Origin of the sequence: Corynebacterium lehmanniae, assembly GCF_043161975.1 — a bacterium.
GTDB lineage: Bacteria > Actinomycetota > Actinomycetes > Mycobacteriales > Mycobacteriaceae > Corynebacterium > Corynebacterium lehmanniae.
Map to the genome: position 1 here is coordinate 1,763,871 of NZ_CP170998.1, position 25,049 is coordinate 1,788,919.

Below are 25,049 nucleotides of genomic sequence, written 5' to 3' on the forward strand. Positions count from 1 at the left end.
TTAGGCGGTGTCCGCCGCTGCACCCTCGTCACGGGAAAGGTTGATGCCAAGCGAGGAGCCGGCCTGATCGAACTCGTCGTCGTCGCCGTCGAGCTCCATCGGGGTGCCGTCGGTGGAGAGGACCTCCACGTTCAGGCACAGGGACTGCAGCTCCTTGAGCAGCACCTTGAAGGACTCCGGGATGCCCGGATCTGGGATGTTGTCGCCCTTGACAATCGCCTCGTAGACCTTCACGCGGCCCACCACGTCATCCGACTTGATGGTCAGAAGCTCCTGCAGGGTGTAGGCGGCGCCGTATGCCTGCATCGCCCACACCTCCATCTCGCCGAAGCGCTGGCCGCCGAACTGGGCCTTACCGCCCAGCGGCTGCTGCGTAATCATGGAGTACGGGCCGGTGGAACGGGCGTGGATCTTTTCGTCCACCAGGTGGTGCAGCTTGAGCATGTACATGTAGCCGACGGAAACCGGGTACTTGTACGGCTCGCCGGAACGGCCGTCGAACAGGGTGGTCTTGCCCTCGCCGTCGACCATGACGTCGCCGTCGCGGTTCGGCTTGGAGTTTGCCAAAAGGCCTGCGATCTCGTCGTTGGTGGCGCCGTCGAACACCGGGGTTGCGGTGAGCGAGTCAGCCGGCACGTCGTAGAGGTGCTCCGGCAGGGTCTCGAGCAGCTTGGCGTTCGCCGGGTCGTCCGGGTTGACGGTCCAGCCGGCCTTGGCCAGCCAGCCCAGGTGGATCTCCAGGACCTGGCCGATGTTCATACGGCGCGGCACACCGTGGGTGTTCAGGATGATGTCCACCGGGGTGCCGTCAGCCATGAACGGCATGTCTTCCTGCGGCAGGATCTTGCCCACGACACCCTTGTTGCCGTGGCGGCCGGCCATCTTGTCGCCGTCCTGGATCTTGCGCTTCTGAGCCACGTACACGCGGATCATCTCGTTGACACCCGGGGACAGATCGTCGTCGTCCTCGCGGGAGAAGCGGCGCACAGCAATGACCTTGCCCTGCTCGCCGTGCGGCACCTTCAGGGAGGTGTCGCGAACCTCGCGGGCCTTCTCGCCGAAGATGGCGCGCAGCAGGCGCTCCTCCGGGGTCAGCTCGGTCTCGCCCTTCGGGGTGACCTTGCCAACGAGGATGTCGCCGTCGCGCACGTCCGCGCCGATGCGGATGATGCCACGCTCGTCGAGGTCCTTGAGCACGTCCTCGGAGACGTTCGGGATCTCGCGGGTGATCTCCTCGGCGCCCAGCTTGGTGTCGCGGGCGTCGATCTCGTGCTCCTCAATGTGCACGGAGGTGAGGATGTCCTCCTCCACCACGCGCTGGTTGAGGATGATGGCGTCCTCGTAGTTGTGGCCTTCCCACGGCATGAACGCGACCAGCAGGTTGCGGCCGAGCGCCATCTCGCCGTTCTTGGTGCCCGGGCCGTCTGCGATGACCTGGCCGGCCTCGACGCGGTCGCCCGCGGAGACGATCGGGGTCTGGTTGTAGCAGGTGCCCTGGTTGGTGCGCTCGAAGGTGCGCAGCATGTAGGTGTCGCGGCCGCCCTCATCGTCCATGACGGTGATGAAGTCGCCGGTGACGTTCTCAATCACGCCGGCCTTCTTGGAGATGACGGTGTCGCCAGCGTCGTAGGCGGCGCGCTGCTCCATGCCGGTGGCCACGTAGGCGGACTCGGCGCGCAGCAGCGGCACGGCCTGCTTCTGCATGTTGGCGCCCATCAGCGCGCGGTTCGCGTCGTCGTGCTCCAGGAACGGAATCATCGCGGTTGCGACGGAGACCATCTGGCGCGGGGAGATGTCCAGGTAGTCCACGCCCTGCGGGCCGACGACGCCGATGTCGCCTTCCTTGAGGCGGACCTCGATGCGCTCACCGGTGAGGTTGCCGTCCTTGTCCATCGGGGTGGCCGCCTGCGCGATGGCGTAGCGGTCCTCCTCGTCGGCGGTGAGGTAGTCGATCTGGTCGGTCAGCTTGCCGTCGTTGACCTTCTGGTACGGCGTCTCAATGAAGCCGAACGGGTTGACGCGGGCGTAGGACGCCAGCGCGCCGATCAGGCCGATGTTCGGGCCTTCCGGCGTCTCAATCGGGCACATGCGGCCGTAGTGGGACGGGTGGACGTCTCGCACTTCGATGCCGGCGCGCTCACGCGACAGACCGCCCGGGCCAAGCGCGGACAGGCGGCGCTTGTGGGTCAGGCCGGACAGGGAGTTGTTCTGGTCCATGAACTGCGACAGCTGGGAGGTGCCGAAGAACTCGCGGATCGCGGCGGAGACCGGGCGCACGTTAATCAGGGACGTCGGGGTGATGGACTCCGCGTCCTGGGTGGTCATGCGCTCGCGAACGACGCGCTCCATGCGGGACAGGCCGACGCGGACCTGGTTCTGGATCAGCTCGCCCACGGTGCGCAGGCGACGGTTGCCAAAGTGGTCGATGTCGTCGGTGTTGATCGGGATGATCTCGCCGGCCGGGGAGGTCATCTCGGTCTCGCCGGCGTGCAGGCGCACGAGGTACTCGAGCGTGGTGGCGATGTCCTCTTCGGTCAGCGTCATCAGACCGTCGTGGTCGCCGCCGAGGCCGAGCTTGCGGTTGACCTTGTAGCGGCCCACGCGCGCGAGGTCGTAGCGCTTGGCCTTGAAGAAGGAGTTCTCCAGCAGGGACTGCGCCAGGTCGCGCGTCGGCTGCTCACCCGGGCGCTGCTTGCGGTAGATCTCCAGCAGCGCCTCGTCGGTGTTGGACACACCGTCGTTTTCCAGGGTGGACATCATGATCTCGGAGAAGCCGAAGCGCTCCGTGATCTGCTCGGTGGTCCAGCCCAGGGCCTTCAGCAGCACGGTGACCGGCTGGCGGCGCTTGCGGTCGATGCGCACGCCGACGGTGTCGCGCTTGTCCACGTCGAACTCCAGCCACGCACCGCGCGACGGGATGACCTTCACGGAGTGCAGCGGGCGCTCCGTGGACTTGTCGATGGTCTCGTCGAAGTACACGCCCGGGGAGCGCACCAGCTGCGAGACGACGACACGCTCGGTGCCGTTGACGATGAAGGTGCCCTTGTCCGTCATCAGCGGGAAGTCGCCGATGAACACGGTCTGGGACTTGATCTCCTGCGTGTCGTTGTTAATGAACTCCGCGGTCACGTACAGCGGCGCGGAGTAGTTGATGTCCTTGTCCTTGCACTCGTCGATCGTGTACTTCACGTCTTCGAAGCGCGGCTCGGACAGCGTCAGGCTCATGTTGCCGGAGTAGTCCTCGATCGGGGAGATCTCGTCGAGGATGTCCTCCAGGCCGGACGTGATGCGTGCATCGTCGCCGCGGTTGGCCTGCTCGCGCTCGCGCCACTCTTGCGTGCCGACGAGCCACGCAAAGGATTCGAGCTGCACATCAAGAAGTCCCGGGACGGTGATCGGCTCATTAATCTTCGCGAACGAGTAACGTTCGGGAGCCCCGGGGATATCAGCCATGTTCATGGTCTGGTCTGAGACTGCCAAGTTGGGTCCTTCCAGCACCTCTGGCGGAGGCTCACCGCACCGCGTCTGGCTTCGCGGCCCAGTGGCGTTTCCGCAGGATAAGTTAGCATTCGGTCTGCTTCGGAAGACCCGCCCCCAGAGACAACAAAATCACCTTGTCAAATCGGGTTTTTCCATTCCCGTTGCACAAGGCTCTCTATGCGTACTGGAGACGGCTTCCAGCGCAAAGAACAACCATAGAGTAATCTCCCCCGTTTGTAAAGGCTGCCCGATGCCGTCTGGGCGCCTCGTGCGGTTGCTGCCGGAAGCCTACCACCCGCCAACCGCGCGCGGTCAATCGCGACGCGCCGCACGCCCCGGCCGCAGCGCGCCCGCCAGGCCCGCAAGGGTCAGCGCTGCACCAACCCAAGCCAGCACGCGCCACAGCCCGCGGTCCGCCGCGACGGTCTGCGCGTCAGCAACCTTCTGCACAAGCTTCTCGACGTCGTGCCGGTCCATCACCCCGTCATAGGTGACCACATTCTGCACCCCGCGGCCCTCGGCGTCTGCGTAGAAGTCGTCCACCTTCTCGTCAATGCCCACGACCACACCAGTCTCCTGGTCCACCAGGATCTCGCGGTCGGCGGCGTGGTGCAGGAAAGTGCGCTGCGGCTCGCCGTTTTCGCCCTCGAGCGTGAGCGTGTTTCGCGGGTCCGCGTAGCGCATGGCCACGTTCGTCGGCGCGATGTGCTGGGCGTAGCGGTACACCGTGCGCCCGGCGATCTCTTCCTCGCCGTCAAACTCCGCCGGCGCCGAGCCACGCAGCACCGGGTCGAAGACCTCCACGGTGTCCTGTGTCGCGGGGGCGGGGAAGGTCAACCACGCGCCGTCGATAGGCAATTGCGTTGCGGGCATACCCATGACGAGTTGCGTTTCCGCCGGCCCGGTCGCCGCACCCGTGACGCGATCCACGGCGTACGACCACGTCGATGCCGTGAGCAGGTCGTTGAAGTCCGAGCCCGACTCCCCCGCCCGCAGCGTGTCGCCCACGCGCACGCTCGCCGTGTCGGAATCGGACGGCTCCTGGATTTCCATGTGCAGCTGGCGCGTCACCGGCGCCGCCTCGCCGTCGCGGGTGCCGTTCGGGTCCGTGATGGTCCACGTGGCCTCCCCCAGCGCCAACGGCAGGCGATTGCCGGAAAGCAGCACGTTCGGCGCCAACAGCCCCGCCACCACCAGCGCAGCACCGACGCCGGCGAGCAACACGGAAAGAATGCGGGAAGTGGGCAGCATGGTGGGTTACTCTACCGCACCTCAAACACGCGAAACCCCCGCCCGCCGGAGTGGATACCGGCGACGGGGGTGTCGTCGTCAAGCAAAAAGCTCTTACTTAAGGGTGACCTTTGCGCCAGCCTCTTCGAGCTTGGTCTTGGCAGCCTCGGCGTCGTCCTTGTTGGCGCCCTCGAGGATTGCCTTCGGAGCACCCTCGACCATTTCCTTGGCGTCCTTCAGGCCCAGGCCCGGAACCAGCTCGCGGACAACCTTGATCACGCCGATCTTCTTGTCGCCAGCGTCCTCGAGAACGACGTCGAACTCGTCCTTCTCCTCAGCGGCAGCCTCGCCGCCAGCGGCCGGAGCGCCTGCAGCTGCAACAGCAACCGGAGCGGCTGCGGTCACGTCGAAGACCTCCTCGAACTCCTTCAGGAACTCGGAGAGCTCGATGAGGGTCATTTCCTTGAACTGCTCGATGAGCTCGTCCTTGGTGAGCTTAGCCATTGTGGCTTCCTTTCTGTTGTTGGGCGTTTACAGCCCGGATGTAAAAGAGTGTTTATGCGGCTTCCTGCTTGTCCTGCAGTGCAGCGACAAGGCGGGCCGTCTTGGATGCCGGAGCCTGGAACAGGCCGGCTGCCTTTGCCAGAGAGCCCTCGAATGCGCCAGCAAGCTTGGCAAGGGTGGTCTCGCGGTTGTCCATCTCGGCCAGAGCGTCGACCTGGGAAGCGTCCAGGACGTTGCCGTCCATGTAGCCGCCCTTGATCACGAACGCGTCGTGGTCCTTGTTGAACTTCTTCATCACCTTCGCAGCGTCGACAGCAGCGTCGCCCTTGATGAACGCGACGGCGGTCGGGCCGGTGAGAAGATCATCGAGACCCTCAATACCCTGCTCGTTTGCAGCGATCTTGATGAGGGTGTTCTTGGCGACGTGGTACTCGACATCGAAGCCCATATCGCCGCGCAGCTGCTGCAGCTGGCCGACGGTCAGGCCACGGTACTCAGTCAGCACGAGGGAATCCGCCTCAGCGAACTTCTCCTTCAGAACTGCAAGTTCCGCAGTGTTCTTCGGGTTTGCCATGACACACGCCTCCTTCCGATAACTTCATGTTGTTCAATCCGCCCGGAGCATCTTGCCTATCGACGTTCGCTTCGCGCGAAGCTGACGCGTATCAAGCAAAAATGCCCCGTGCAGAAGCACGAGGCATACGTTGGCGTGTGCCGCGTTTCTCCTGCGTGGGTCGGCCCCGTAAGTGGAGCGCCTTCGACTCCCTCACGAGAGTGACCGACGGTCTTCGGTGAAACTTGAGCTCGACCTTTGCGGCCGTTCAAACTTCGGTAGGGAATGCTAGCGGGTGGGCGCGGGTTTGACCAAATCGCGGTTACGCGGGCTGACGGTTTTGGCGGCGGTTCTCCAGGATCTCGCCGAGCCTAGAGCCGTAGCGCGCCCAAATCGCGCCCTCTTCCGGAGTGAAACCGAGGTACTCGTCGAGGGTGAGATCCTCACTTCCGGGGGCGGATTCGTGCCAGGCCGTCACCCAGTCGTCGATGTCGCCCGGCTGCGCGGTGCCTTCCAGGCAGCGTTCCACAAACGTCTTAAACATCGATCCTCCTCCCTCGTTTGGCTTCTCCAATTTTTTCTCCGGTGATCGCGTCAAATACGCCGAGATGTATCCCCCGCAGGTTATAGCCCTCAATGTGGCCGTGTAAAGGGTCATACTCAAAGAGACGCTTTTCTTTGAGATCACGCCACCTGGGCGGACCGCTTCTACTCAGCCGCTCCAGTTTGTCCAAGAATCCCGGCCTCGGCCGCGGAATATAGCTCGCCATAGTTCCCTCCCCACCCGTTAGACGTTGTGGAGAGAGTTCCGGTTCCCTTGCTTTACGACGTGCTCCGCTCCACCTTCCGCAGCAATCTCGCCGCCGCGACGAACAGGACGCAACCGCCGATCAGCGCCATAACGCCCACGCCGATGGCGAGGCCCGCCCAGAATCCTCCCGCGGTCGGCGACGTGTCCGCCGCCTGGCCGTCTGGCTGCGCGCCGGCTGCGTCGAGCGACGAGTGGATCCCGGTGCCGCTTCCGCCGGCGGGGTTGCGCGACGGGGCGTAATCGTCCGGCGAGGCTGGGGCCTCAGACGTCGCGGGGCTGCTGGTGGCCTTCGCGGGCTTGGAGTCTTCCCGGGAGTCGGCGCTGGTCTTGCTTTTACTGGTCTGCTGGTTGCTGGGCTTGCCTGAGGAGTTGCTGGCTCGGCTGCGTTCCGGCGTGCGCTGCACCTGTGCCGCCGGTTTCGCGGAGGCTGGCTCCGCTGCACGCGCGGGCGCAGCCTGGGCGGGTGCCGGTTGCTGGGCGTGAGCGGCCTGGGCCAGCGCCGCCGGGGTTGCCAGCGTCGAAACAGCCCCTGAACCGCCTTTGCCACCGTCGTTGGTCTTGCGCGCGAGCGGCGCGAGCGTGTCGCCCGCCTTCTTAATCTCCTTTTCCAGCGAGCGGATGCCTTCCGCGAGCGCGCCCGGCAGCGTGAGCTTGCCCTTGCCGGCACCGGCCCCGGAAGCGCCTGCGTCGCCGAGGCGGCCGTCGCGTGCGGCGGCGACGGCCTCGTCGCCCACGGCGAAGGTGGCCACCAGGTCCTCGGAGAAGTCCTCGCCGGAGGCGGACGTGCCGGCGAAGGTGAACGTGGCGGTGTACACGCCGGGTTCGGTGAACCCGAAGCCTTGGTGGTCGTGCGCGTTGACCGGGTACTCAAGTTGCTTGGAGGCGTCGCCGGAGTCCAGCTCCACGCGCAAACCCCGCAGGTCCTCGTGCCAGGTGTAGATGCGACCGGGCCCGGACACGTCGCGCATGGACACTGTGACCTTCGAACCTTGCGACAGCGCGTCGGCACCCACCCGGGTGGTGGAAAAGCCCAGCCAAGGCAGGTTCTTCTCCTGCGCCTGCGGCAGGATCCACATCTCCTCAGGCGGCTCCGGGAAGCTCTCGCGCGCACCTTCCGGCAGCGTCTTTCGGGCCGCGTCTGGCACGGCGAAAATGAAGCTGCCGGATTCGCGTTTGGCCTGGTTGTGGGGGTCGGAGTCGTCGATAAGCATTGCGCCTATCGACGACCCTTCGGCCGCCAACGCCATATCCATATGCCCGGCCTCGATGAGCTTGCGCCGGTCCTCGGCCGCGGCGGAACCGGTGCTCGTCGGCGTTGGCGCGGTCGTGGACGTGGGCCGCGACGTGGACTGCGACGTGGTCGACGACGTGGGGCGCGGCGCGGGCTTCGGCGACGGCTTCGCGCTCGTCGTCGGGCTGGCGGCGGTGGTTTCCTCCGTGGTGTTGGGGGTGCGCAAGTCGGTGGTGGTGCCCTCGGGGAGGCCGACGGTGGCGTCGTCGCCGACGAGCCAGTACTGGGTCACCGGCTCGGAGCGCTCCACCCCGCCGCCTTTGAGCTCGGCGCGGCCCTGCCAGGTCATCTCGTAGATGCCTGGTTCGGAAAATGTCCAGGTGAAGTGGCCGTGGCCGCCGACGTCGTAGGTGATGGTGCGCATGTCCTCGTCTGCGGAGCTAAACAGCCGCTCCGGGTCACCCACGCGCGAGGAGAAAAACACGTTGACGTCGCCGGGGCCGTCCATCTCCACCAGGTCGAAGTGCATGACGTCGTCGACGAAGTTGTCCGGGATCTCGCCCGCCTCGTGCGCGGGGTCGAAGGCGCCCAGGCCAGACCAGATGGGCCGCCAGCTGTCGGTCCAGTCCGCGGACTGCGGCGCGGCCCACACGGTGCTGCCGGGCTCGCCGAGGAAGTCCAAGGAGCCGTCCTCAGGCACGGTCAAGGTGGACACGTCGTTGCCGTCGGCATCCGCGTCCGGGGCGAGGCGGAAGCAAACCTTTTCTTGGTCGGTGACCTGCTGGCCGTCCACCGCCATCACGGTGAGCTTGTCGTTTTTGTAGGTGCCGTAGAGCGCGTCGTTGTGGGAGTGGTAGAGCAGTTTGCGCCCGGCGCACGGGTGGTCGATCTTCCCCAGTTCCACGCTGTGTCCCGGGTCGCCGGGGTTGTGCTCCGCGGCCTGCGCAAGCGGCGCGGCCGCGAACGTGAGTACCGCTACGGCTGCTGCTGCAACGAATCGCTTCACCGTTTCACCCCCTGCAGCCAGCCGGCCAGCGCACCACGCTTCGGGGCGAACAGCCAGCTCAGCGCGAAGATGGCGGTCACGGCCAAAACGATGGTCGCGCCCGTAGGCGAGTCGTAGGACCACGCCAGCCACACCCCCATCACGCTGCCGGCCACGCCGAACGCGGCGGCGATGCACATCATCGCGCCCAGCTTGTCCGTGAACAGGCGCGCCGCGGCGGCCGGGGTGATCAGCAGCGCCACCACCAGGATGTTGCCCACCGTCTGCACCGCCAGCACCACTGCAAAAGTCACGCACAGGTACAGCGCCAGATCCAGCGCGGCGACCGGCAGGTTCATCGCGCGGGCGGTCTCCCGGTCCAGTGCCACCGCTGTGAGCCACGGGCGAAGCGCCACCACCACGGCCACGATCAGCGCGCCGGCGGCGGCGTGGATGGCTAGTGTGGCGGAGCTGACGCCCGTCAGCGAGCCGAACAGGAACGAGCTGACGGAGGCGGTGTAGCCCTCCGCCCGGGAGATCACCACCAGGCCGAAGGCGAACGCGGCGGTGAACACGATGCCGATCACGGAGTCCTCTTTAATGGTGCGCCGCTGAGACATCACGGCGATCAGCACCGCGACGATCGCGCCGGCCACCGCCCCACCCAGCAGCACGGAGACCTGCCAGGCAAACGCCACCGCGATGCCGGGGAATACGGCGTGCGCCACCGCGTCGCCGATAAAGGCCATGCCGCGCAGCACCACAAAACAGCCCACCACCGCGCACAGCACCGCCGCGATCACCGCGGCCGCCAGCGCGCGCGGCAGAAACGCCAGCTGGGGGTTGGCCATGTCGGCCAGGAATTGCACAAACGAAATCTCAGGCACGGGCAGCCTCCAAATGCGCTCGCACGCCGCGCAGCCACGGTGAATCCTCGTCGACAGAGAAGGTGCGGGTCCACGGGGCGTCGTCGTTAAGTTCATGCGTCGCGGCATCAGCGACAACGCCGCGGTTGAACAGCACCAAGCGGTCGCAGGAATCGATGGCCTCGGCGATGTTGTGGGTGGACATGACAACGCCGAGCCCCCGGTCCACCAGGCGGCGGAACAGCCGCAGCAGATGCTCGGTGGTGGGGATGTCCAGGCCGGTAAACGGTTCGTCGAGAAGCAGCATGCCCGGTCGCCGCACCAGGGCGCGCGCGATGAGCACACGCTGGCGCTGGCCGCCGGACAGGTCGTGGATTGGGCGCGCGGCCAGGTCGGTCAGATTGACCATCGCCAAAGCTCGCTCGGCGGCGCGGTGCTCGCGCTCGCCAGCGCGTTGCCACCACGGGCGCTGGCCCAGGGTGGCGTTGAGCGTGGCGTCATAGACGTCGATGGGGAAATCCCAGGCCACGTTGTGCGCCTGCGGCACGTACCCCACCACCTTGCGCACCGGACGCCTGCCAGCGGAGACCGTCCCGGCGTCCGCGGGGATAAGGCCTAGCACCGCACGCATGAGGGTGGTCTTGCCCGCGCCGTTGGGCCCGAGCAGGCCGACGAACTCGCCGCCGCGCAGCGTGAGGTCCACCCCGTGGAACACGTCGCGGCCCGGATACGACACCGCCAGGTCGCGCACCTCAATCCTTCTCATCGGCGGCCCCGCACAACAAACAGCGCAATCAAGGCGAGAAGCAGCACGCCCGCGCCCGCCAACAGCCCGGTTTTTAGGCCGTTGTTCTGCTGCTCCGCGCCGGCCTGCCCCTCAGCCCGGAATTCGCCGAACGTCGCATCCGCCGCCTCCGCCGGGTCAACACCCACGGCGATGCGCACGACCTGCTCGTCGGTGTGCACGGTGCCGTCTTGGTCCTCCACCGTCGCGCGCACACCCACCAGGTGGGCGCCCGGCTCGGTGAACACCCAGTTGGCGTGGGTGTGCGTGTTCGGCTCCACCCACATCGACTGCGTGCCGGGCTCCTGCTCGTTCCACAGCTGCTGCGGCTCGTGGAACCCGCCGGGCTGGACAAACAGGGAGAACTGGCCCGGGCCCTCGTGTCCGCCGAACTCCAGGCTCATCCCGTTGGCGGAGCGTTCCAGAAGCGATGGCGCCTGCGAGTTCCACCCCAGCCACGGCACGCCGGCGACCTCGGTCTGCGGGATCACCCACACCTCGGCCCCCGGCTTCGCGCCGGTGAACGCGAACTGGTCGGTCTCCGGCAGGGTCTGCTTCGCGCCGTCGCCGACGGCGAAGACCACGTCCTCGAGGTGGCGCCACACGGGCGTGTCCTGCGTGTCGTCGCGCACCAGGAACTGCATTTTGCCGTCAGCGAAGACGGGGCCCAGGTCCGCGTGGCCGGCGTCGATAACGGCGCGCTCGCCCAGCGGGGCGACCTGCTCGTCGGCGCCGACGACCTGCTGCAACGCCGGGTCGTTGTCCGGCACCTGGGCGGCAGCGACGGGTGCGGCCGCGATCATTGCGGCGGTGATAATGGCGGGAATCTTCATGGTTGTCCTTTCAAACATTTGCTTATCGACGCCCCATTGGCCCGCACCAGATCCACATACGTCTGCGCAGGCCCCTCCCCCGGCGGGTCCAAGGTGTCGCCCCAGATCGGGCACACCTCACCCCCGTGCGAGGCAGCGGTTTCGTTCAAAACGGGCGTTTCGTCTTCCTGGCCGTGTTCGACGAACACCGCTGGCACGCCCAAGTTCTCCAGCGTGCGCGACAACGCCATCAGGTCGCGCGGGCTCGGCTCCACGCGCGGATTCGGAGTGACAAACCCGGCCACACGCAGCCCGTACGCGCGCGCCAGATACGCGTAGCCGTGGTGGGTGGTGACCAGGTTGCGGTTGGTCTCCGGGACCTGCTCGATCTGCTCGCGCACCTCCTGCGCCACCTGCTTGAGCTGGGCGCGATAGCGCTCCGCGTTGTCGGCGTACGTGCTGGCGTGGCGCGGGTCGGCCGCGGACAGCTCGTCGCGCACCACCTGCACCACCGCATCCATCGCGGCCGGGTCGTGCCAGATGTGCGGATCCAGCTCGCCGTGGACGTGGCGGCCCAGCACCGCCTGCGGCAGCAGGTACGTCTCCTCGCCCGGGTCGCCCAGGAAGCGGAATTCGCGCTGCGGCGGGATCGGCTGCAGCGTCTTCGACGGCACCACGACCACCGTGCCCGCGGGGTCCAGGTCGCCCTCGTCGTCCGTGCGCAGGGTCAGCTGCGTGTTGCCGTTGTCGGCGACCGTGGCGATGTCCACGTGCCCGCGCTCCACCGCATGCTTGCCCGGGGCGGCCTGGGCCGGGTCCTGCCCCACCACGAGGGTGACCGTCTGCTCCGTCTGACTGCGCACCGGCGCGTCCACCGCGTCGCGCACTGAGGCGCGAAGCTTCAGTTCGTACACGCCGGGGGCGGAAAAAGCCCAGCTGACGTGGGTGTGCGCGTCCACTGGCAGCGTGGTGGCGCCACCCGTGGAGTCAAACAGCAGCTCCGGGGTGCCAAAGGTGCCGAGGATGAAGGCGGAGGCGGTGCCGGGGCCGGAGGCGTCGACAAGCTCAAGCTCCGCCACCGCCGTGCGCGGCAGATCCGCCGCAAACCGCAACCCCAGCCACACCGTGTCCAGGCTCGCGTCCTCCACCAGCGGAATCGGCGCGTAGCCGAAGCGCTGCGTCTGCTCCGCCAGCGCCACCACCCGAGCCTGCGGGCGCGCCGTCGCATCAATCGTGCGGGTCAGCGCCTGCGGCTCCAACAACAACCCGTTGGTAAACACCGCGTCCGCGTACGCGATATCGCGCGTGTTGTGCAGCGTCGGCTCGTACGAGTGCGGGTCGGCACCGCGGCGCATCAGCGTCTTAACCTCGGCGTTATCGCCGGCGACGTTGCGCACAACGTCCGCAAGAATGCTTGTCGACGCCACCACGTTCAGCCCCTCCTCCGCCGGAGCCTGCGCGCACCCCGCGAGCCCGGCAGCGAGCGCGCACGCGGCAAGCGCCCGCGCACGCGTCACCGCTTCGCCCCCGCGAGCAGCTTGCGGCGCAACGCCGTGTCCAGACAGCACATCGCCGCGCCAAACACCGCCACGCCGAGGCCGAGGACCGCGAACGGGACAGTCATCACCGTCGTACCGGTCTCCGCGAGAGCGTCAGGGCGCTGCTCGGGCTCCGGTTGGGGCTGAGCTTCGGCCGGGGCCGGCTTGGCTTCTTGCTTCGGGGCTTGCTTTGGAGCCTGCTTCGGGGCCGAGCTTGTCGACGCCTTGCTCGCCGGCGCCGCAGGTGCTGCGGGTGCGGCTGACGTTGCGCTCGCCTCAGAAGTTGTCGCCTGCGCCGGTGCTGCGGGCGCCGCTTCACCGTCGCCGACAACCCAGGTGTATGTGGCCTCGTTCGAGCTCGAGCCGCCGCCCTCCGCCACAACGCGCATCTGGTAGGTGCCGGGCGCGGTGAACAGCCAGTTCGCGTGCACGTGCGCCGGCTCTTCCTGGGCGATGACCGCACCGGATTCCAAACGCGTCGCACCGCCCTCAAGCACCGCATCCAGCGAGCCGAAGCTGCCCGTCTGGAACAGGTACACCTCGCCGGGGCCGGTGACCTCGACGAACTCCAGGTCAATCGCGCCGACATCGCGCGCGCCCTGCGTGTCCCAACCCGGCCAAATCAGATCCGAGCGCTGCGTCTGCGGCAGCAGGTATCCGGCCTTGCCGATCTCCGGGACCTCGGCGGTGCGATCGGTGTACGCATCCTTGCCGACGACTAACTCCACGTCTTCCGGTGCCCTCCGCACGTGGGTGCCGGTGGCGTCCTCCTTCAGGTCCAGGGTGAGCTCGCCGCCGTCCGCGGTGACGTTGAACGCGTCGATGTGGCCGCGATCCAGGCGTTCAACCTGTGCGCTTGCTGGGGTGACGCCAAGCAACGCGAGTAGAAACACCGCCAAGCTAATGAAAACTTTTTTCAACACTTAATGGAGATTAGTTTCAATAGCGTTTGGCGCGGGAACGCTACCCCCATCACGGGGAAAACGCAAGGGTCTTCCCCGGCTGTGGACAACTTTGGGGCTGGTGTGGCGAGTTGTCCACAGATTTCGGTTCGGGGGTTGTGCGGGGTTGCGTCGTGTTTAGTCTCTGTGGCTATGAACCAGTTCGACGCATTCATTCAGGCGATGGCCGCAGCATCCATGGAGACGCTGCGGCACTTCGACCTGTCTGTTGCGCTGGGCGCCGGGATGGCGCCGGATCGGGCACGGGCGTGGGACGCAATGCAGAAGGTGTACTACGGGCCGACCAAGTTCACCCGCAAACAAGCTGTGGCAGCACAGAAGGCCCGCGGGTTCTCCCTGGACGAGCTCGCGCTGATCGAACGCCGCGTCGGGGGCGTGAAAGATCTTGGTGAGCGGTGGCGGCTGCGCCTCGCCTTGCTGGACGTCACCGGCGGATACCGCGCGATCGAACGCGCCGCACGAGAGCTGGTGCCCCGCGACGATGACACCCCGAAAAAGCAACAGGTCGCGTTCTCCGCACCGAAAAACGGGCGGGCGCGCATCACCATCGACACCACCGACCGCAAAGCCGCAGACCTCGAGCACCGCCTGCGCCAAGACATCGACGCCACACAGCCGGCCGCAGCCCAGATGGAGGAGGCGTTTTGGCGCATCGTCGAAGGCAAAACCGGCGGGGTCGTCGCCGCGGCACCACGCCCGATCGTGATGGTGCCGATCACCGAACACGCACGGATTATGGCGGGTGACGGCGACGACGTGATCCTCACCTTGACTGACGGCACCATCATGACCGGGGCGGAGTACCTCCAGCAAGAATTCGGCGAAGCTTTGGAGGTTGCCGCCTTCCACCCGGAGGAAGGCGCGGTGAACCTCTACGACACCGAGCGCTTCGCCAACCAGAAACAACGCGACCTCGCCTACATGGTCTCACCCGTGTGCGCCTTCCCAGGCTGCAGGCACGGGGCGTTGGGCTCCGAGATCCACCACGTGGATGCGTGGAAACACGGCGGCTACACCAACATGAACAACCTCGTGCCGCTGTGCCGCTACCACAACCGGGTCAACGACGACGACCCCTGGCGCAAGAGCCGCGGCCGCATCACCATGATCAGAGGCGCACCCTGGTGGATCTCACCGCGGGGATACCACCTGAGAAACACCGACCGCGGAGCACTCGACCAACTCTTCGGACCCCGAAGCACACCCCTGCCCTAACAACGCGAAACGCCGCCGCCCAACAACGGACGACGGCGATTCGGCGCGCGCGAAAGAAGACGAACTACTTGGTGGCGTAGTTCTTCTCCACGGAGGTGTCCACCGGAACACCCGGGCCCTGGGTAGCGGAGACGGTGATCTTCTTCAGGTAGATGCCCTTGGCGGACGCCGGCTTCAGGCGGATGACCTCGTCGAGCAGCGCGCCGTAGTTCTCAGCGAGCTGCTCCGGGGTAAACGACGCCTTGCCGATGATGGCGTGCAGGTTGGACGCCTTGTCCACGCGGAAGGCGATCTTGCCGCCCTTGGAGTCGGCGACAGCCTTAGCCACGTCCGGGGTGACGGTGCCGGTCTTCGGGTTCGGCATCAGACCACGCGGGCCCAGCACGCGGGCGACGCGGCCGACCTTGGCCATCTGGTCCGGCGTAGCGATAGCCACGTCGAAGTCGATGGTGCCTGCGTTGATCTGCTCGATCAGCTCGTCGGTGCCGACGATGTCCGCGCCAGCCTCCTGCGCCTTGGTTGCGTTCTCGCCCTCGGCGAAGACAGCGACGCGGACGGTCTTACCGGTGCCGTGCGGCAGGTTGACGGTGCCGCGAACCAGCTGGTCGGCCTTGCGCGGGTCGACGGACAGGCGCATTGCAACGTCGATGGTTGCGTCGTACTTGTCGGAGGAGGTCTCCTTCGCAAGCGTGACGGCGTCGAGCGGGTGGTAGAAGCTGTCGCGGTCGACCTTCGCCAGCTGCTCGATGTAGTGCTTGGACTTCTTAGCCATGTTGGGTTCCTTTCAGGAGTTGTGGTTTGCGGGCCTGGCTTACGGCCCTTCCACGTGAAGCTCTTTACTTCTCGACGTCAATACCCATGGAACGGGCAGTACCAGCGATGATCGCAGCGCCTGCCTCGATATCGCGGGCGTTGAGGTCGTTCTTCTTGGTCTCGGCGATCTCCTTGCACTGCTCCCAGGTGACCTTGCCAACCTTGTCAGTGTGCGGGACGCCGGAGCCCTTCTTCAGGCCTGCAGCCTTCAGCAGCAGCGACGCTGCCGGCGGGGACTTCAGGATGAAGTCGAAGGAGCGGTCCTCGTAGACCGTGATCTCCACCGGCACGATGTTGCCGCGCATGGACTCGGTTGCGGCGTTGTAGGCCTTGGTGAACTCGACGATGTTCACGCCGTGCGCACCGAGAGCCGGACCGACCGGCGGGGCCGGGTTGGCCATGCCTGCTTCGATCTGCAGCTTGATCAGGCCGGTGACCTTCTTCTTTGCCATCGTAGTACCTCCTAGTTACAGCGCCCGCAGCCACGATGAGCTGCCGCGGGGCTTCCGGATGCCGGGATAGACCCAGCCACCGGGGATTTACAAGAATTGAAAACGTCGCGCGTGCGTGCACGCGCGACGAATCAGGATACGCCGTGAGGACGTCGAGAAGCAAAACGCTCCTACATGATGCGCTCGATCTGGTCGGCGGTCAGCTCCACCGGGGTCTCGCGGCCGAAGATGGACACCAGCGCCTCGATCTTGCCGGTCTCCGGGTCGATTGCGTTGATGGTGGCGGACACGCTCGCCAGCGCGCCGGAGAGGATTGTGACGGCCTCGCCGACCTTGTAGTCGTGCGCGAGCTTCTTCGGTGCCTCTTCCTCCGGCATCGCCACGACGGTCTCGCCGTCGGCGTTGACCTCCGGCTTCGCGCCGGTTGCGGCGGACTTGGGAAGCAAGAACTTTGCGACGTCCCGGTGCTTCACCGGCGTCGCATTACCCTCGTTGCCCACGAACGAGGTCACACCCGGGGTCTCACGGACCACGGACCAGGCAGCGTCGTTCATGTCCATGCGCACGAGCACGTAGCCCGGCAGAAGCTTGCGCTTGACCAGCTTCTTCTTGCCGTCCTTGTTCTCGATGGCCTGCTCGATGGGCACGACAACCTCGTAGATGGAGTCCTCGACCTCGAGGGTCTGGGAGCGCATCTCCAGGTTGGTCTTTACCTTGTTTTCGTAGCCGGAGTAGGACTGGATGATGTACCAGTCGCCCGGCTGCTTCTTCAGCTCGCGGGTGTACTCGCGCAGGCGGCGCTTGTACTCGCTGTCGGAATCGGCGTCTGCCTCGGCGCCGGTGTCGCCCTCGGCGGCCTCGATGGTGTTCAGGTCGGTCTCCTGGACCGGCTCCTCCACCGCTTCGCCGGCGGCGGCCCCAGCCTCAGCCTCAGCGTCGGCGCCGGCTGCGCCCTCGCCGCTACTGTCGCTCTCCTCGTCGGAGGAGTCACCGCCCTCGGTGCCGGCCGGGTCGTCGTCGCCGCCGTTCAGGACCGGGTCGGTGGACGGCTGCACGGGCGCGCCCTCGTCGATCATTTCCTGCTCGTTGTTCTCGATTGCGCCTTCAACGTCTTTGTTTGCCTCAGTCATGGGTGTGTCTCCTCATCCGTCGAAACGTGTGCGCCCCAGGGTACCGGGGCAAAAATTATCCCGCCCTCCTCGGCGTCCGAGGCGGCGGGAAAAGCTTGTGCGCGTTGAATTGTACCTAGCGGATGAAGATCCAGCGAATCAGCCAGGATGCCAGCGCGTCGGTGCCCCACACGAAGATGGTCAGCACGATCAGGAACGCGAACACGATGAGGGTGTAGTTGAGCATCTGCTTGCCGGTCGGCCAGATGACTTTGTTCATCTCGGAGACGACTTCACCCGGGAAGGCGGCGACGCTGGAGCCGTCCTTCTCGTCCGCGTCGTCGGCGACGGGGGCACGCTTCGCTTCGTAGCCCTCGGAGGAAACGGGAGAAGCCCCACGCAGCTGACGCTTGCCGGTCGGCTGTGCGGGGTTTTGACCGTTGGGGTTAGTCACTAAAACTCCTCCAGGTTGTTTTGGCAGGGGCGACAGGACTCGAACCTGCAACCTACGGTTTTGGAGACCGTTGCGCTACCAATTGCGCCACGCCCCTAGGGCACTCGTTCAAGTGCGCCTAACCCTACCACGGTCACCTTTCGGCTCCCGTTTGAGGTGAGTAGCGATGGAGAGAATTGAACTCTCGACACAGCGATTATGAGTCGCTTGCTCTACCACTGAGCTACACCGCCCTGGTGTTCGCCGGGCCAAAAGGCCCTAGCAAACAACAGAGCCCCCTGACAGAATCGAACTGTCGACCTTTTCCTTACCATGGAAACGCTCTGCCGACTGAGCTAAGGGGGCACAGCCTCTGTGTTGTGAATCTTCGCTTTCGCTCTGACCCGCTCCGTTGAAGCCTTGGAAAGATTAACCTGATGTTGTTTTCAAACACAAATCGCCAGGCAGTTGCGGGTTTTTAGACGGTTACGGTGCGCACTTTAGGCGTCGTGAAGCAATTGCTTAACGACGAAACCCCGCCGGTGAAACCGACGGGGTTTGTGTGTGGTGCCAGGTAGAAGATTCGAACTTCTGAAGGCAATGCCGGCGGATTTACAGTCCGCTCCCTTTGGCCGCTCGGGCAACCTGGCGAGCACGTTCAAAGTGCGGGATTTACTCTACAACACGCTCCCGCGATCGGTGCAAATCGGCAGGTTAACCGACCCGTTCGACGGTCATGCGGGTCATGGTGCGAAGCGCTTCGCGGGCGGGTCCTTCCGGCAGGGCGTCGAGTTCGCGCTCCACTGTCTCCACGTAGCCGTGCACGGTCTCCAGGGCGCGCTCGCGCCCGCGGGTTTGGCCGAGGAGTTCGAGCGCCCGGGCGACGTCGGCGTCGTCGGTGAGCGGGCCGGTGAGCAGCCCGCGCAGCTCCTCGCCGGCGGGCGAATCCCCCTCCAGCGCGTAGAGCACCGGCAGGGTGAACACACCCTCGCGCAGGTCGGTGCCGGGGGTCTTCCCGGACTGCTCGGGGTCGGAGAAGATGTCGATGATGTCGTCGACGATCTGGAAGACCATGCCCACCGCGTCGCCGATGCGGGAGCAGCGCGCCACCACCTCGTCGGAGGCGCCGGCGTGGCGTGCGCCCAGGTAGGCGGCCGAGGAGATGAGCACACCGGTCTTTTCCTCGATGACCTTCAGGTAGTGCTCCACCGGGTCTGCGGCGCCCGCGCCGTCCGCGCCGACGGTTTCGCGCATCTGGCCGGTGACCAGCTCGGAGAACGTGTCGGCGAAGTGGGCCACGGTGTCCAGGTCCATCAGGCTCATCTGCCGCGACGCGTGGGCGAACAGGATGTCGCCGGCGAGGATGGCCACGGTGTTGGTCCAACGGGTGTTGGCGGATTCCACGCCGCGGCGGCGCTCGGCTTCGTCCATGACGTCGTCGTGGTAGAGCGTGGCTAGGTGCACCATCTCGGTCGCCGCGGCGCCGCGGATGACGTTTTCGGTGCCGGGGTTCGGCCCGAACTCGCTGCACAGCAGCGCCATCATGGGGCGGAAGCGTTTGCCGCCGGCTTTGGCCAGGTGGGTGACTTTGTCGGTGAGGAAGCTCTCCCCGCGGGAAAGTTCCGTAATCAGCAGCTCCTCCACCGCTTCGAGCCCGGTGTTGAGCCGGGTGTTGAGCGCGTCGTCGCCCAGGTCCAGGTTGAATCCGTGGCGCGGTGACGGAGTGGTGCCGTACGTCATAGATAACGTCCTTGCAGGTTGGATGGGCCCATGTGTAACGCACTAACCGTAGCCCAATAACCCCGCCGGGTGCACTTGCGGGTGGCGCTGGCAGAATGTGGCGCGTGAGTGAGTTGTTCGACCTCGTCGTTGTGGGCGCAGGCCCTGCGGGTTCCGCCGCCGCGATCGCGGCGCAGCGCGCCGGCATGAGCACCCTGCTTCTCGACGCGCAATCCCCCCGCCGCGACAAAACCTGCGGGGACGGGCTCACGCCGCGGGCCGTCGATACGCTTGCGCGCCTGGGGCTTGAGGTGCCCGCGTACCGCAACTTCGGGCTGAAGCTGCACGGCTTCGGCGGCGATGTGGTCGCGCCGTGGCCGCGCGGCGAGGGGTCCGCGTCCCCGCGCGCGAGATTCGACGCGATGCTTGTCGACGAAGCTTCGCTCGCCGGCGCCACCGTCCGCCACAACTGCGCCGCGACGGGGGTGCGTTTCAGCGGTTCCGCGATCAGCGCGGTGGAGACCGAGCAGGGGGTGGTCCGCGCCCGCTGGGTGATCGTGGCGGACGGGGTGCGCTCCCCCTTCGGCAAGCTGCTGGGGCGTACGTGGCACCGCGGGCAGGTCTACGGGATTGCGGCGCGATCCTACTGCGCCTCGCCGTTTTCGGACGAGCCGTGGATGCACTCGCACGTGGAACTTCGCGACGCCGACGGGGTAATCCAGCCCGGCTACGGCTGGATCTTCCCGCTTGGCGACGGCACCGTGAACCTCGGCTGCGGCGCACTGTCGACGGATGCGCGCCCGGCGAAAGTGAACACGAAGAAGCTGCTCGCCCTGTACGCCTCGCAGCAGCGCGAGGAGTGGCAGCTCGGCCCAGAACAGGCCGTGGCCTCGGCGCTGCTGCCCATGGGTGGGGCGGTGTCCAACGTGGCGGGCCCGAACTGGGCGCTGATCGGCGACGCGGCGGCGTGCGTGAACCCGCTCAACGGCGAGGGCATCGACTACGGACTGGAAACGGCGGTCGCCGCCGTCGAGCTGATCGCAGGCGGCGGCGACCTGACGCTCGCGTGGCCGGCGCTTCTGCGCGAGCACTACGGCGAGGCGTTCACCCTGGCCCGCACCCTGGCGCGTCTGCTCACCTACCCGCAGTTTTTGCCGCTGGCGGGACCGGTGGCGCTGCGCGGGCTGGGCGGGCGTTACCTCATGCCGGTGGCGGCGCGGCTGATGGGCAACCTCGTGGCTGAGGAGGACACGGACCTCGTCGCAAGGCTGTGGCGTATGGCCGGTAAGGGCGCGCGGGCGGTGTCGGGCGACCAGCCGCTTTGGGACGTGCGCTAGGCAGGCTTGACCGCGCTGTGCAGCGCGACAATACCGCCGGTGAGGTTCTGCCAGCCAGCATCGGCCCAACCGTTGGCGTTGATCGCCGCGGCGAGCTCCTCCTGGCCCGGCCAGGCGCGGATGGATTCGGCGAGGTACTCGTAGGCCTCCGCGTTGGAGGAAAACAGCTTCGCCAGCGCTGGCACCGCCAGCGGCAGGTACTCCTTGTACAGGGTGCGGAAACCCGGCACCACGGGGGTGGAGAACTCGTTGACGGCCAGACGCCCGCCCGGCTTGGTCACGCGCGCCATCTCGCGCAGGCCCGCCTCGAAGTCGTGGACGTTGCGCAGCCCGTAGGAGATGGTCACCGCGTCGAAGGTGTCATCCGCAAACGGCAGGTGCATCGCGTCGCCGACGACCTTGGGCACGTCGCGGTCCTTGCCGGCGGCGAGCATGCCCTGGGAAAAGTCGCAGGCAACCACCCACGCGCCGGACTTGCCCAGCTCCACGGTGGACACGGCGGTGCCGGCGGCGAGATCCAGCACGAGCTCGCCGGGCTGCAGGTTGAGGCGCTCGCGCGTGCGGCGTCGCCAGTACTTGTCCAGGCCGAACGACAGCACAGTGTTTGTTTTGTCGTAATTTTTGCCCACGTCGTCGAACATGCCGGCAACGTCGAAGGGCTTTTTGTCCAGATCCGCCTTGGCCATGATGCGCAAGTCTACTTTGCCACCCACAAACGGAGGCCATACGACAACACAACACTTGCAAGTTCGGCGCACCGAACTTTATTATTCGCCGGTATGGGACTTGATGACTCCAACATGGGCGCATGGCTCGAAGCCATCGCATTGTTCGAGACCGCACGCGAAGGCGACCACCTCGCGTCCGCGCGGCTCGTGCGCTCCAGCGCCAACCCGGAAGACGTCACGCTCAACCTGATGCGGCTGCTCGCCGTCTACCTGCACGACGAATCCCCGGAAAAGCTCGACCGATTCATTGCCACGTCCCACCGCGTCGGCCCGCCGCCGCTTCTCTAACCGCACGGAAAAGTACACAGAAAGAAAAGGACCAACATGCTGAAATCCAAGGTGCTCGCGCTCGCCGCCACGGCTGCGCTAACTGCCGGCCTCGCAGGCTGTTCGCAGGACAGCGCCGACGCCGCAGGCGGCAAAGACACCCCCGTGGTACTCACCACGTTCACGGTGATCCAGGACATCGCTTCGAACGTCGCCGGCGACCACCTGCGGGTGGAGTCCATCACCAAACCCGGCGCGGAAATCCACGGCTACGAGCCCACCCCGGGCGACATCTCGCGCGCCTCCGACGCCGACCTGATCCTGGACAACGGCATGAACCTGGAAAACTGGTTCTCCCAGTTCGTCGCCGACCTGGACGTGCCCCACGCCGTGGTCAGCGAAGGTGTCGACCCGATCGACATCGCGGAGGACGCCTACGCCGGCAAGCCCAACCCGCACGCCTGGATGAGTCCGGTGAACGTGCAGAAGTACGTGGACAACATCGTCGACGCGTTCAGCGAACTCGACCCGGAGCACGCCGATGATTTCAAGGCCAACGGCGAAACATACAAGCAGGAACTGCAGGCTGTGCAAGACGAGCTGGAAACCAAGCTCGCCGCTGTCCCCGACAAGCAGCGCGCCTTGGTCACCTGCGAAGGTGCGTTCTCCTATCTGGCTCGCGACGCGAAGTTGACCGAGCGCTACATCTGGCCGGTCAACGCTGAGCAGGAAGCCACCCCGCAGCAGATCGCCGGCGCGATCGAGTTTGTGAAGGAAAACAACGTCCCGTCTGTGTTCTGTGAATCCACGGTCTCTAACGCGCCGATGATGCAGGTCGTGAAGGCCACCGGCGCGGAGTACGGCGGCACCCTCTACGTCGATTCGCTTTCTGAGGAAAACGGTCCGGTGCCGACCTACCTGGATCTGATTCGCCACGACACGAAGGTGATCATCGACGGTTTGAACGGGGGCAAGCAGTGATCCCCGCAATCGCGGTTGACGATGTTGCGGTGCGCTACGGCGACGTCGTCGCGCTCGACGGCGCAACTTTGAGCGTCCAACCAGGCCGTATCTGTGGGCTGATCGGGATGAACGGCGCGGGCAAATCCACGCTACTCAAGGCGATCATGGGGTTGGTCAAGCCGGATCGCGGCACGGTTCGTATCAACGGCATCGACCCCATGCGCGCCCGCAAGACGCAGGTGCTGGGCTACGTCCCGCAGAGCGAGGACGTGGACTGGCAGTTCCCGGTCACAGTGCGTGATGTGGTCATGATGGGCCGCTACGGCCACATGGGCTTTACCCGCCACGCGCGTGCGGAGGACATTGCGGCTGTGGATCGCGCGCTTGAGCGCACCCACCTTGAGTCGTTCGCAGACCGCCAGATCGGTCAGCTTTCGGGTGGCCAGAAGAAGCGTGCCTTCATCGCCCGCGGTATCGCTCAGGGTGCGAGCATCATGCTTCTCGACGAACCCTTCGCCGGCGTGGACAAACATTCCGAGGCCACCATCACTGAGCTGCTGCGTGACCTCGCGGCAGAAGGCACCACTATTTTTGTGGTGACGCACGACCTGGTTGCCTTGCCCCAGCTCGCGCCGGAGACAGTGCTGTTGAACCGCCGGGTGTTGATGCACGCCCCGACTGAAGTGGTGTTAGAGCCGGACAATTTGGTACAGGGCTTCGGTATGGGGGTGTCAGCATGATTGCGCTGCTTACGGAGCCGTTTGGGTACGAGTTCATGATGCGTGCGCTTGCGACCTCGCTGGTGGCGTCGATTGTCTGCGCGCTGTTGTCGTGCTGGCTGGTGTTGGTTGGCTGGTCGCTGATGGGCGATGCGGTAAGCCACGCTGTCCTGCCCGGCGTGGTGCTGGCCTACATTCTGGGCGTGCCGTTTGCCGTCGGCGCGGTGGTGTTCGGGTTCCTTGCGGTGGCACTGATCGGGCTGGTGCGCGATACGTCCCGGGTGAAGGAGGATGCGGCCATTGGCATTGTGTTCACCACCATGTTCGCGCTGGGGCTCGTGCTCATTTCGGTAACCCCTTCGCACACGGATCTGAACCACATCATCTTCGGCAATCTGCTTGGTGTGTCCCGTGGGGACCTGCTGCAGGTGGCCATCCTGGGAGCGATCGTGTTGAGCGTGCTGGTGCTCAAGCGGCGCGACTTCACCCTCTACGCGTTCGATCCCACCCATGCACACGCGATTGGGTTGAATCCGCGCCTGCTCGGTGCGGCCCTGCTGGCACTGCTGGCGCTGACGTCAGTGGTGGCACTCCAGGCCGTTGGCGTGATCCTGGTGGTGGCGATGCTGATCATCCCGGGTGCGACCGCCTACCTGCTCACCAACAAGTTCGGCACGATGCTGGTCATCGCCCCGACCATGTCGGCAGCGTGTGCAATCGTGGGGTTGTACTGCTCCTACTACCTGGACACAGCCTCTGGCGGCATGATTGTGCTCGCCCAAGGTGTGGTGTTTGGTGTGGTGTACCTGTTCGGCCCGCATGGGGTGCTGCGGGGTCGTCGTTACGCATCCACGCGCACGAAGACGGAATCCGTGGCTTCCTCGCCGAGCGGCACCGCCTCCGCCGCGCCGGCAAGCCGGACCGCGACCGCGCCGGAGTAAGGGGCACCCTCTCCCACCTCGAGGGTTGCGCCGACGACGAGCCCGTGACTGTCGAAGAATTGCAGCAGTTTCGGGTCGTCGTCGGCAATGCGTTCAATCGTGGCCTTCTGCCCCGGCTGCACGCCGGTCAGTGGGACGGCCTCGGGGGCATCAACACGCCCGCTGGCTGAGGGGATGGGGTCACCGTGGGGGTCGCGGCTGGGGTAGTCCAAAAACGCGTCGATGCGGTCGACCATAAAGTCGCTCACCGAGTGCTCGAGGTTTTCGGCCTCGTCGTGCACCTGGTCCCAGGTGTAGCCCAACGCCTCCACCAAAAACGTTTCAATCAGGCGGTGGCGGCGGATCATCGCCACCGCGTACGTGCGGCCAGTGTCGGTCAGCTCGACGGCGCCGTAGGGCTTGTGCTCCACCAGGCCCTGCTCGCCGAGTTTGCGCACCCCGTCGGAGACGGTGGATTTGCGCAGTCCAAGGTGCTTGGCCACTGACGACGGCGTCACCGGCGTATCTGACCACTCCGAAAGCGCCCAGATGCCTTTGAGGTAGTTCTGGGTGCTGGTGGACAGGTCGCCGACGGACATGCTCGCCACTCTACTTGGC

The 25,049-nt window shown here is 65.9% G+C and carries 25 protein-coding genes and 4 tRNA genes; 6 read left to right on the forward strand and 23 right to left on the reverse strand.

The features are described 5' to 3' along the window. The 12 genes from rpoB to ACF3NP_RS08580 all read right to left on the reverse strand — a co-directional run bounded on the left by rpoB (position 1) and on the right by ACF3NP_RS08580 (position 13,714). On the reverse strand, positions 1-3,498 hold the full coding sequence (gene rpoB / locus ACF3NP_RS08525; RefSeq protein WP_181889776.1) for a DNA-directed RNA polymerase subunit beta: 3,498 nt from the start codon (positions 3,496-3,498) through the stop codon (positions 1-3). A gap of 294 nt (positions 3,499-3,792) precedes the next feature. Then, positions 3,793-4,731: a DUF3068 domain-containing protein gene (locus tag ACF3NP_RS08530; RefSeq protein WP_181889775.1), complete on the reverse strand. Its 939-nt coding sequence runs from the start codon at positions 4,729-4,731 to the stop codon at positions 3,793-3,795. A gap of 93 nt (positions 4,732-4,824) precedes the next feature. Further along, positions 4,825-5,214: a 50S ribosomal protein L7/L12 gene (gene rplL, locus ACF3NP_RS08535; protein ID WP_181889774.1), complete on the reverse strand. Its 390-nt coding sequence runs from the start codon at positions 5,212-5,214 to the stop codon at positions 4,825-4,827. A gap of 52 nt (positions 5,215-5,266) precedes the next feature. Then, positions 5,267-5,788 carry a 50S ribosomal protein L10 gene (gene rplJ, locus ACF3NP_RS08540; RefSeq protein ID WP_181889773.1) on the reverse strand — a complete coding sequence of 174 codons (522 nt, stop codon included), beginning with the start codon at positions 5,786-5,788 and terminating at the stop codon, positions 5,267-5,269. 301 nt (positions 5,789-6,089) lie between these two features. Then, entirely contained in the window at positions 6,090-6,311 is a 222-nt protein-coding gene (locus ACF3NP_RS08545; protein ID WP_181889772.1) for a hypothetical protein, read from the reverse strand. Then, complete coding sequence (locus ACF3NP_RS08550; RefSeq protein WP_181889771.1) at positions 6,304-6,537, reverse strand: colicin E3/pyocin S6 family cytotoxin; 234 nt, start codon at positions 6,535-6,537, stop codon at positions 6,304-6,306. The genes ACF3NP_RS08545 and ACF3NP_RS08550 overlap by 8 nt, the downstream gene beginning before the upstream one ends. A gap of 52 nt (positions 6,538-6,589) precedes the next feature. After that, positions 6,590-8,815, reverse strand: coding sequence for a choice-of-anchor M domain-containing protein (locus ACF3NP_RS08555; RefSeq protein ID WP_181889770.1), 2,226 nt, complete (start codon positions 8,813-8,815; stop codon positions 6,590-6,592). Continuing rightward, on the reverse strand, positions 8,812-9,645 hold the full coding sequence (locus tag ACF3NP_RS08560; protein WP_236883605.1) for an anchored repeat-type ABC transporter permease subunit: 834 nt from the start codon (positions 9,643-9,645) through the stop codon (positions 8,812-8,814). Before ACF3NP_RS08560 ends, ACF3NP_RS08555 begins: the two co-directional genes overlap by 4 nt. A gap of 28 nt (positions 9,646-9,673) precedes the next feature. Further along, entirely contained in the window at positions 9,674-10,426 is a 753-nt protein-coding gene (locus ACF3NP_RS08565) for an anchored repeat-type ABC transporter ATP-binding subunit (RefSeq protein ID WP_181889768.1), read from the reverse strand. Continuing rightward, entirely contained in the window at positions 10,423-11,277 is an 855-nt protein-coding gene (locus ACF3NP_RS08570) for a choice-of-anchor M domain-containing protein (protein WP_236883580.1), read from the reverse strand. The genes ACF3NP_RS08565 and ACF3NP_RS08570 overlap by 4 nt, the downstream gene beginning before the upstream one ends. Further along, positions 11,274-12,773: an anchored repeat ABC transporter, substrate-binding protein gene (locus ACF3NP_RS08575; protein WP_181889766.1), complete on the reverse strand. Its 1,500-nt coding sequence runs from the start codon at positions 12,771-12,773 to the stop codon at positions 11,274-11,276. Before ACF3NP_RS08575 ends, ACF3NP_RS08570 begins: the two co-directional genes overlap by 4 nt. After that, positions 12,770-13,714 (reverse strand): choice-of-anchor M domain-containing protein, encoded by a 945-nt coding sequence (locus ACF3NP_RS08580; protein WP_181890046.1) that lies wholly within the window; start codon positions 13,712-13,714, stop codon positions 12,770-12,772. The genes ACF3NP_RS08575 and ACF3NP_RS08580 overlap by 4 nt, the downstream gene beginning before the upstream one ends. A gap of 174 nt (positions 13,715-13,888) precedes the next feature. Between ACF3NP_RS08580 and ACF3NP_RS08585 the strand changes: the two genes are divergently transcribed. Next, the gene (locus ACF3NP_RS08585; RefSeq protein ID WP_181889765.1) at positions 13,889-14,971 is read left to right on the forward strand and encodes an HNH endonuclease signature motif containing protein; all 1,083 of its coding nucleotides are present in this window, start codon (positions 13,889-13,891) and stop codon (positions 14,969-14,971) included. A 64-nt stretch (positions 14,972-15,035) separates the two neighbouring features. Here ACF3NP_RS08585 and rplA read toward each other — a convergent pair whose 3' ends face one another. The 9 genes from rplA to ACF3NP_RS08630 form a co-directional block, all read right to left on the reverse strand. Continuing rightward, complete coding sequence (gene rplA / locus ACF3NP_RS08590; RefSeq protein ID WP_181889764.1) at positions 15,036-15,743, reverse strand: 50S ribosomal protein L1; 708 nt, start codon at positions 15,741-15,743, stop codon at positions 15,036-15,038. 64 nt (positions 15,744-15,807) lie between these two features. Next, entirely contained in the window at positions 15,808-16,236 is a 429-nt protein-coding gene (rplK, locus tag ACF3NP_RS08595) for a 50S ribosomal protein L11 (protein WP_034997189.1), read from the reverse strand. A gap of 170 nt (positions 16,237-16,406) precedes the next feature. Next, entirely contained in the window at positions 16,407-17,366 is a 960-nt protein-coding gene (gene nusG, locus ACF3NP_RS08600) for a transcription termination/antitermination protein NusG (RefSeq protein WP_236883579.1), read from the reverse strand. 115 nt (positions 17,367-17,481) lie between these two features. After that, a complete protein-coding gene (gene secE / locus ACF3NP_RS08605) occupies positions 17,482-17,799 on the reverse strand; it encodes a preprotein translocase subunit SecE (protein ID WP_181889763.1) in 318 nt (105 codons plus the stop codon). Between the two features lie 21 nt (positions 17,800-17,820). Further along, positions 17,821-17,896: transfer RNA gene (locus ACF3NP_RS08610), tRNA-Trp, on the reverse strand. 64 nt (positions 17,897-17,960) lie between these two features. Beyond that, positions 17,961-18,032 (reverse strand) — tRNA-Met (locus tag ACF3NP_RS08615). Between the two features lie 39 nt (positions 18,033-18,071). Beyond that, positions 18,072-18,144, reverse strand: a tRNA-Thr gene (locus tag ACF3NP_RS08620). 199 nt (positions 18,145-18,343) lie between these two features. Then, positions 18,344-18,428, reverse strand: a tRNA-Tyr gene (locus ACF3NP_RS08625). A gap of 64 nt (positions 18,429-18,492) precedes the next feature. Further along, complete coding sequence (locus ACF3NP_RS08630; protein WP_181889762.1) at positions 18,493-19,518, reverse strand: polyprenyl synthetase family protein; 1,026 nt, start codon at positions 19,516-19,518, stop codon at positions 18,493-18,495. A 95-nt stretch (positions 19,519-19,613) separates the two neighbouring features. Between ACF3NP_RS08630 and ACF3NP_RS08635 the strand changes: the two genes are divergently transcribed. Next, positions 19,614-20,834, forward strand: coding sequence for a geranylgeranyl reductase family protein (locus tag ACF3NP_RS08635; protein ID WP_392398630.1), 1,221 nt, complete (start codon positions 19,614-19,616; stop codon positions 20,832-20,834). On the opposite strand, the gene ACF3NP_RS08640 is transcribed toward ACF3NP_RS08635, so the two are convergent. Continuing rightward, complete coding sequence (locus ACF3NP_RS08640; RefSeq protein WP_181889760.1) at positions 20,831-21,520, reverse strand: demethylmenaquinone methyltransferase; 690 nt, start codon at positions 21,518-21,520, stop codon at positions 20,831-20,833. The two genes, ACF3NP_RS08635 and ACF3NP_RS08640, sit on opposite strands and share 4 nt — an antisense overlap. Positions 21,521-21,613: 93 nt before the next feature. Here ACF3NP_RS08640 and ACF3NP_RS08645 point away from each other — a divergent pair, with 93 nt between their 5' ends. The 4 genes from ACF3NP_RS08645 to ACF3NP_RS08660 are packed head-to-tail and all read left to right on the forward strand — an operon-like array spanning position 21,614 to position 24,452. After that, the gene (locus ACF3NP_RS08645; RefSeq protein WP_181889759.1) at positions 21,614-21,850 is read left to right on the forward strand and encodes a hypothetical protein; all 237 of its coding nucleotides are present in this window, start codon (positions 21,614-21,616) and stop codon (positions 21,848-21,850) included. 36 nt (positions 21,851-21,886) lie between these two features. Then, on the forward strand, positions 21,887-22,810 hold the full coding sequence (locus tag ACF3NP_RS08650) for a metal ABC transporter substrate-binding protein (RefSeq protein ID WP_066529067.1): 924 nt from the start codon (positions 21,887-21,889) through the stop codon (positions 22,808-22,810). Beyond that, positions 22,807-23,532 carry a metal ABC transporter ATP-binding protein gene (locus ACF3NP_RS08655; protein ID WP_034997179.1) on the forward strand — a complete coding sequence of 242 codons (726 nt, stop codon included), beginning with the start codon at positions 22,807-22,809 and terminating at the stop codon, positions 23,530-23,532. The genes ACF3NP_RS08650 and ACF3NP_RS08655 overlap by 4 nt, the downstream gene beginning before the upstream one ends. Further along, positions 23,529-24,452 (forward strand): metal ABC transporter permease, encoded by a 924-nt coding sequence (locus tag ACF3NP_RS08660; RefSeq protein ID WP_051106251.1) that lies wholly within the window; start codon positions 23,529-23,531, stop codon positions 24,450-24,452. The genes ACF3NP_RS08655 and ACF3NP_RS08660 overlap by 4 nt, the downstream gene beginning before the upstream one ends. Here ACF3NP_RS08660 and ACF3NP_RS08665 read toward each other — a convergent pair. After that, positions 24,353-25,030: a metal-dependent transcriptional regulator gene (locus ACF3NP_RS08665; protein ID WP_038609549.1), complete on the reverse strand. Its 678-nt coding sequence runs from the start codon at positions 25,028-25,030 to the stop codon at positions 24,353-24,355. The genes ACF3NP_RS08660 and ACF3NP_RS08665 overlap by 100 nt on opposite strands. Between the last annotated feature and the right edge of the window lie 19 nt (positions 25,031-25,049).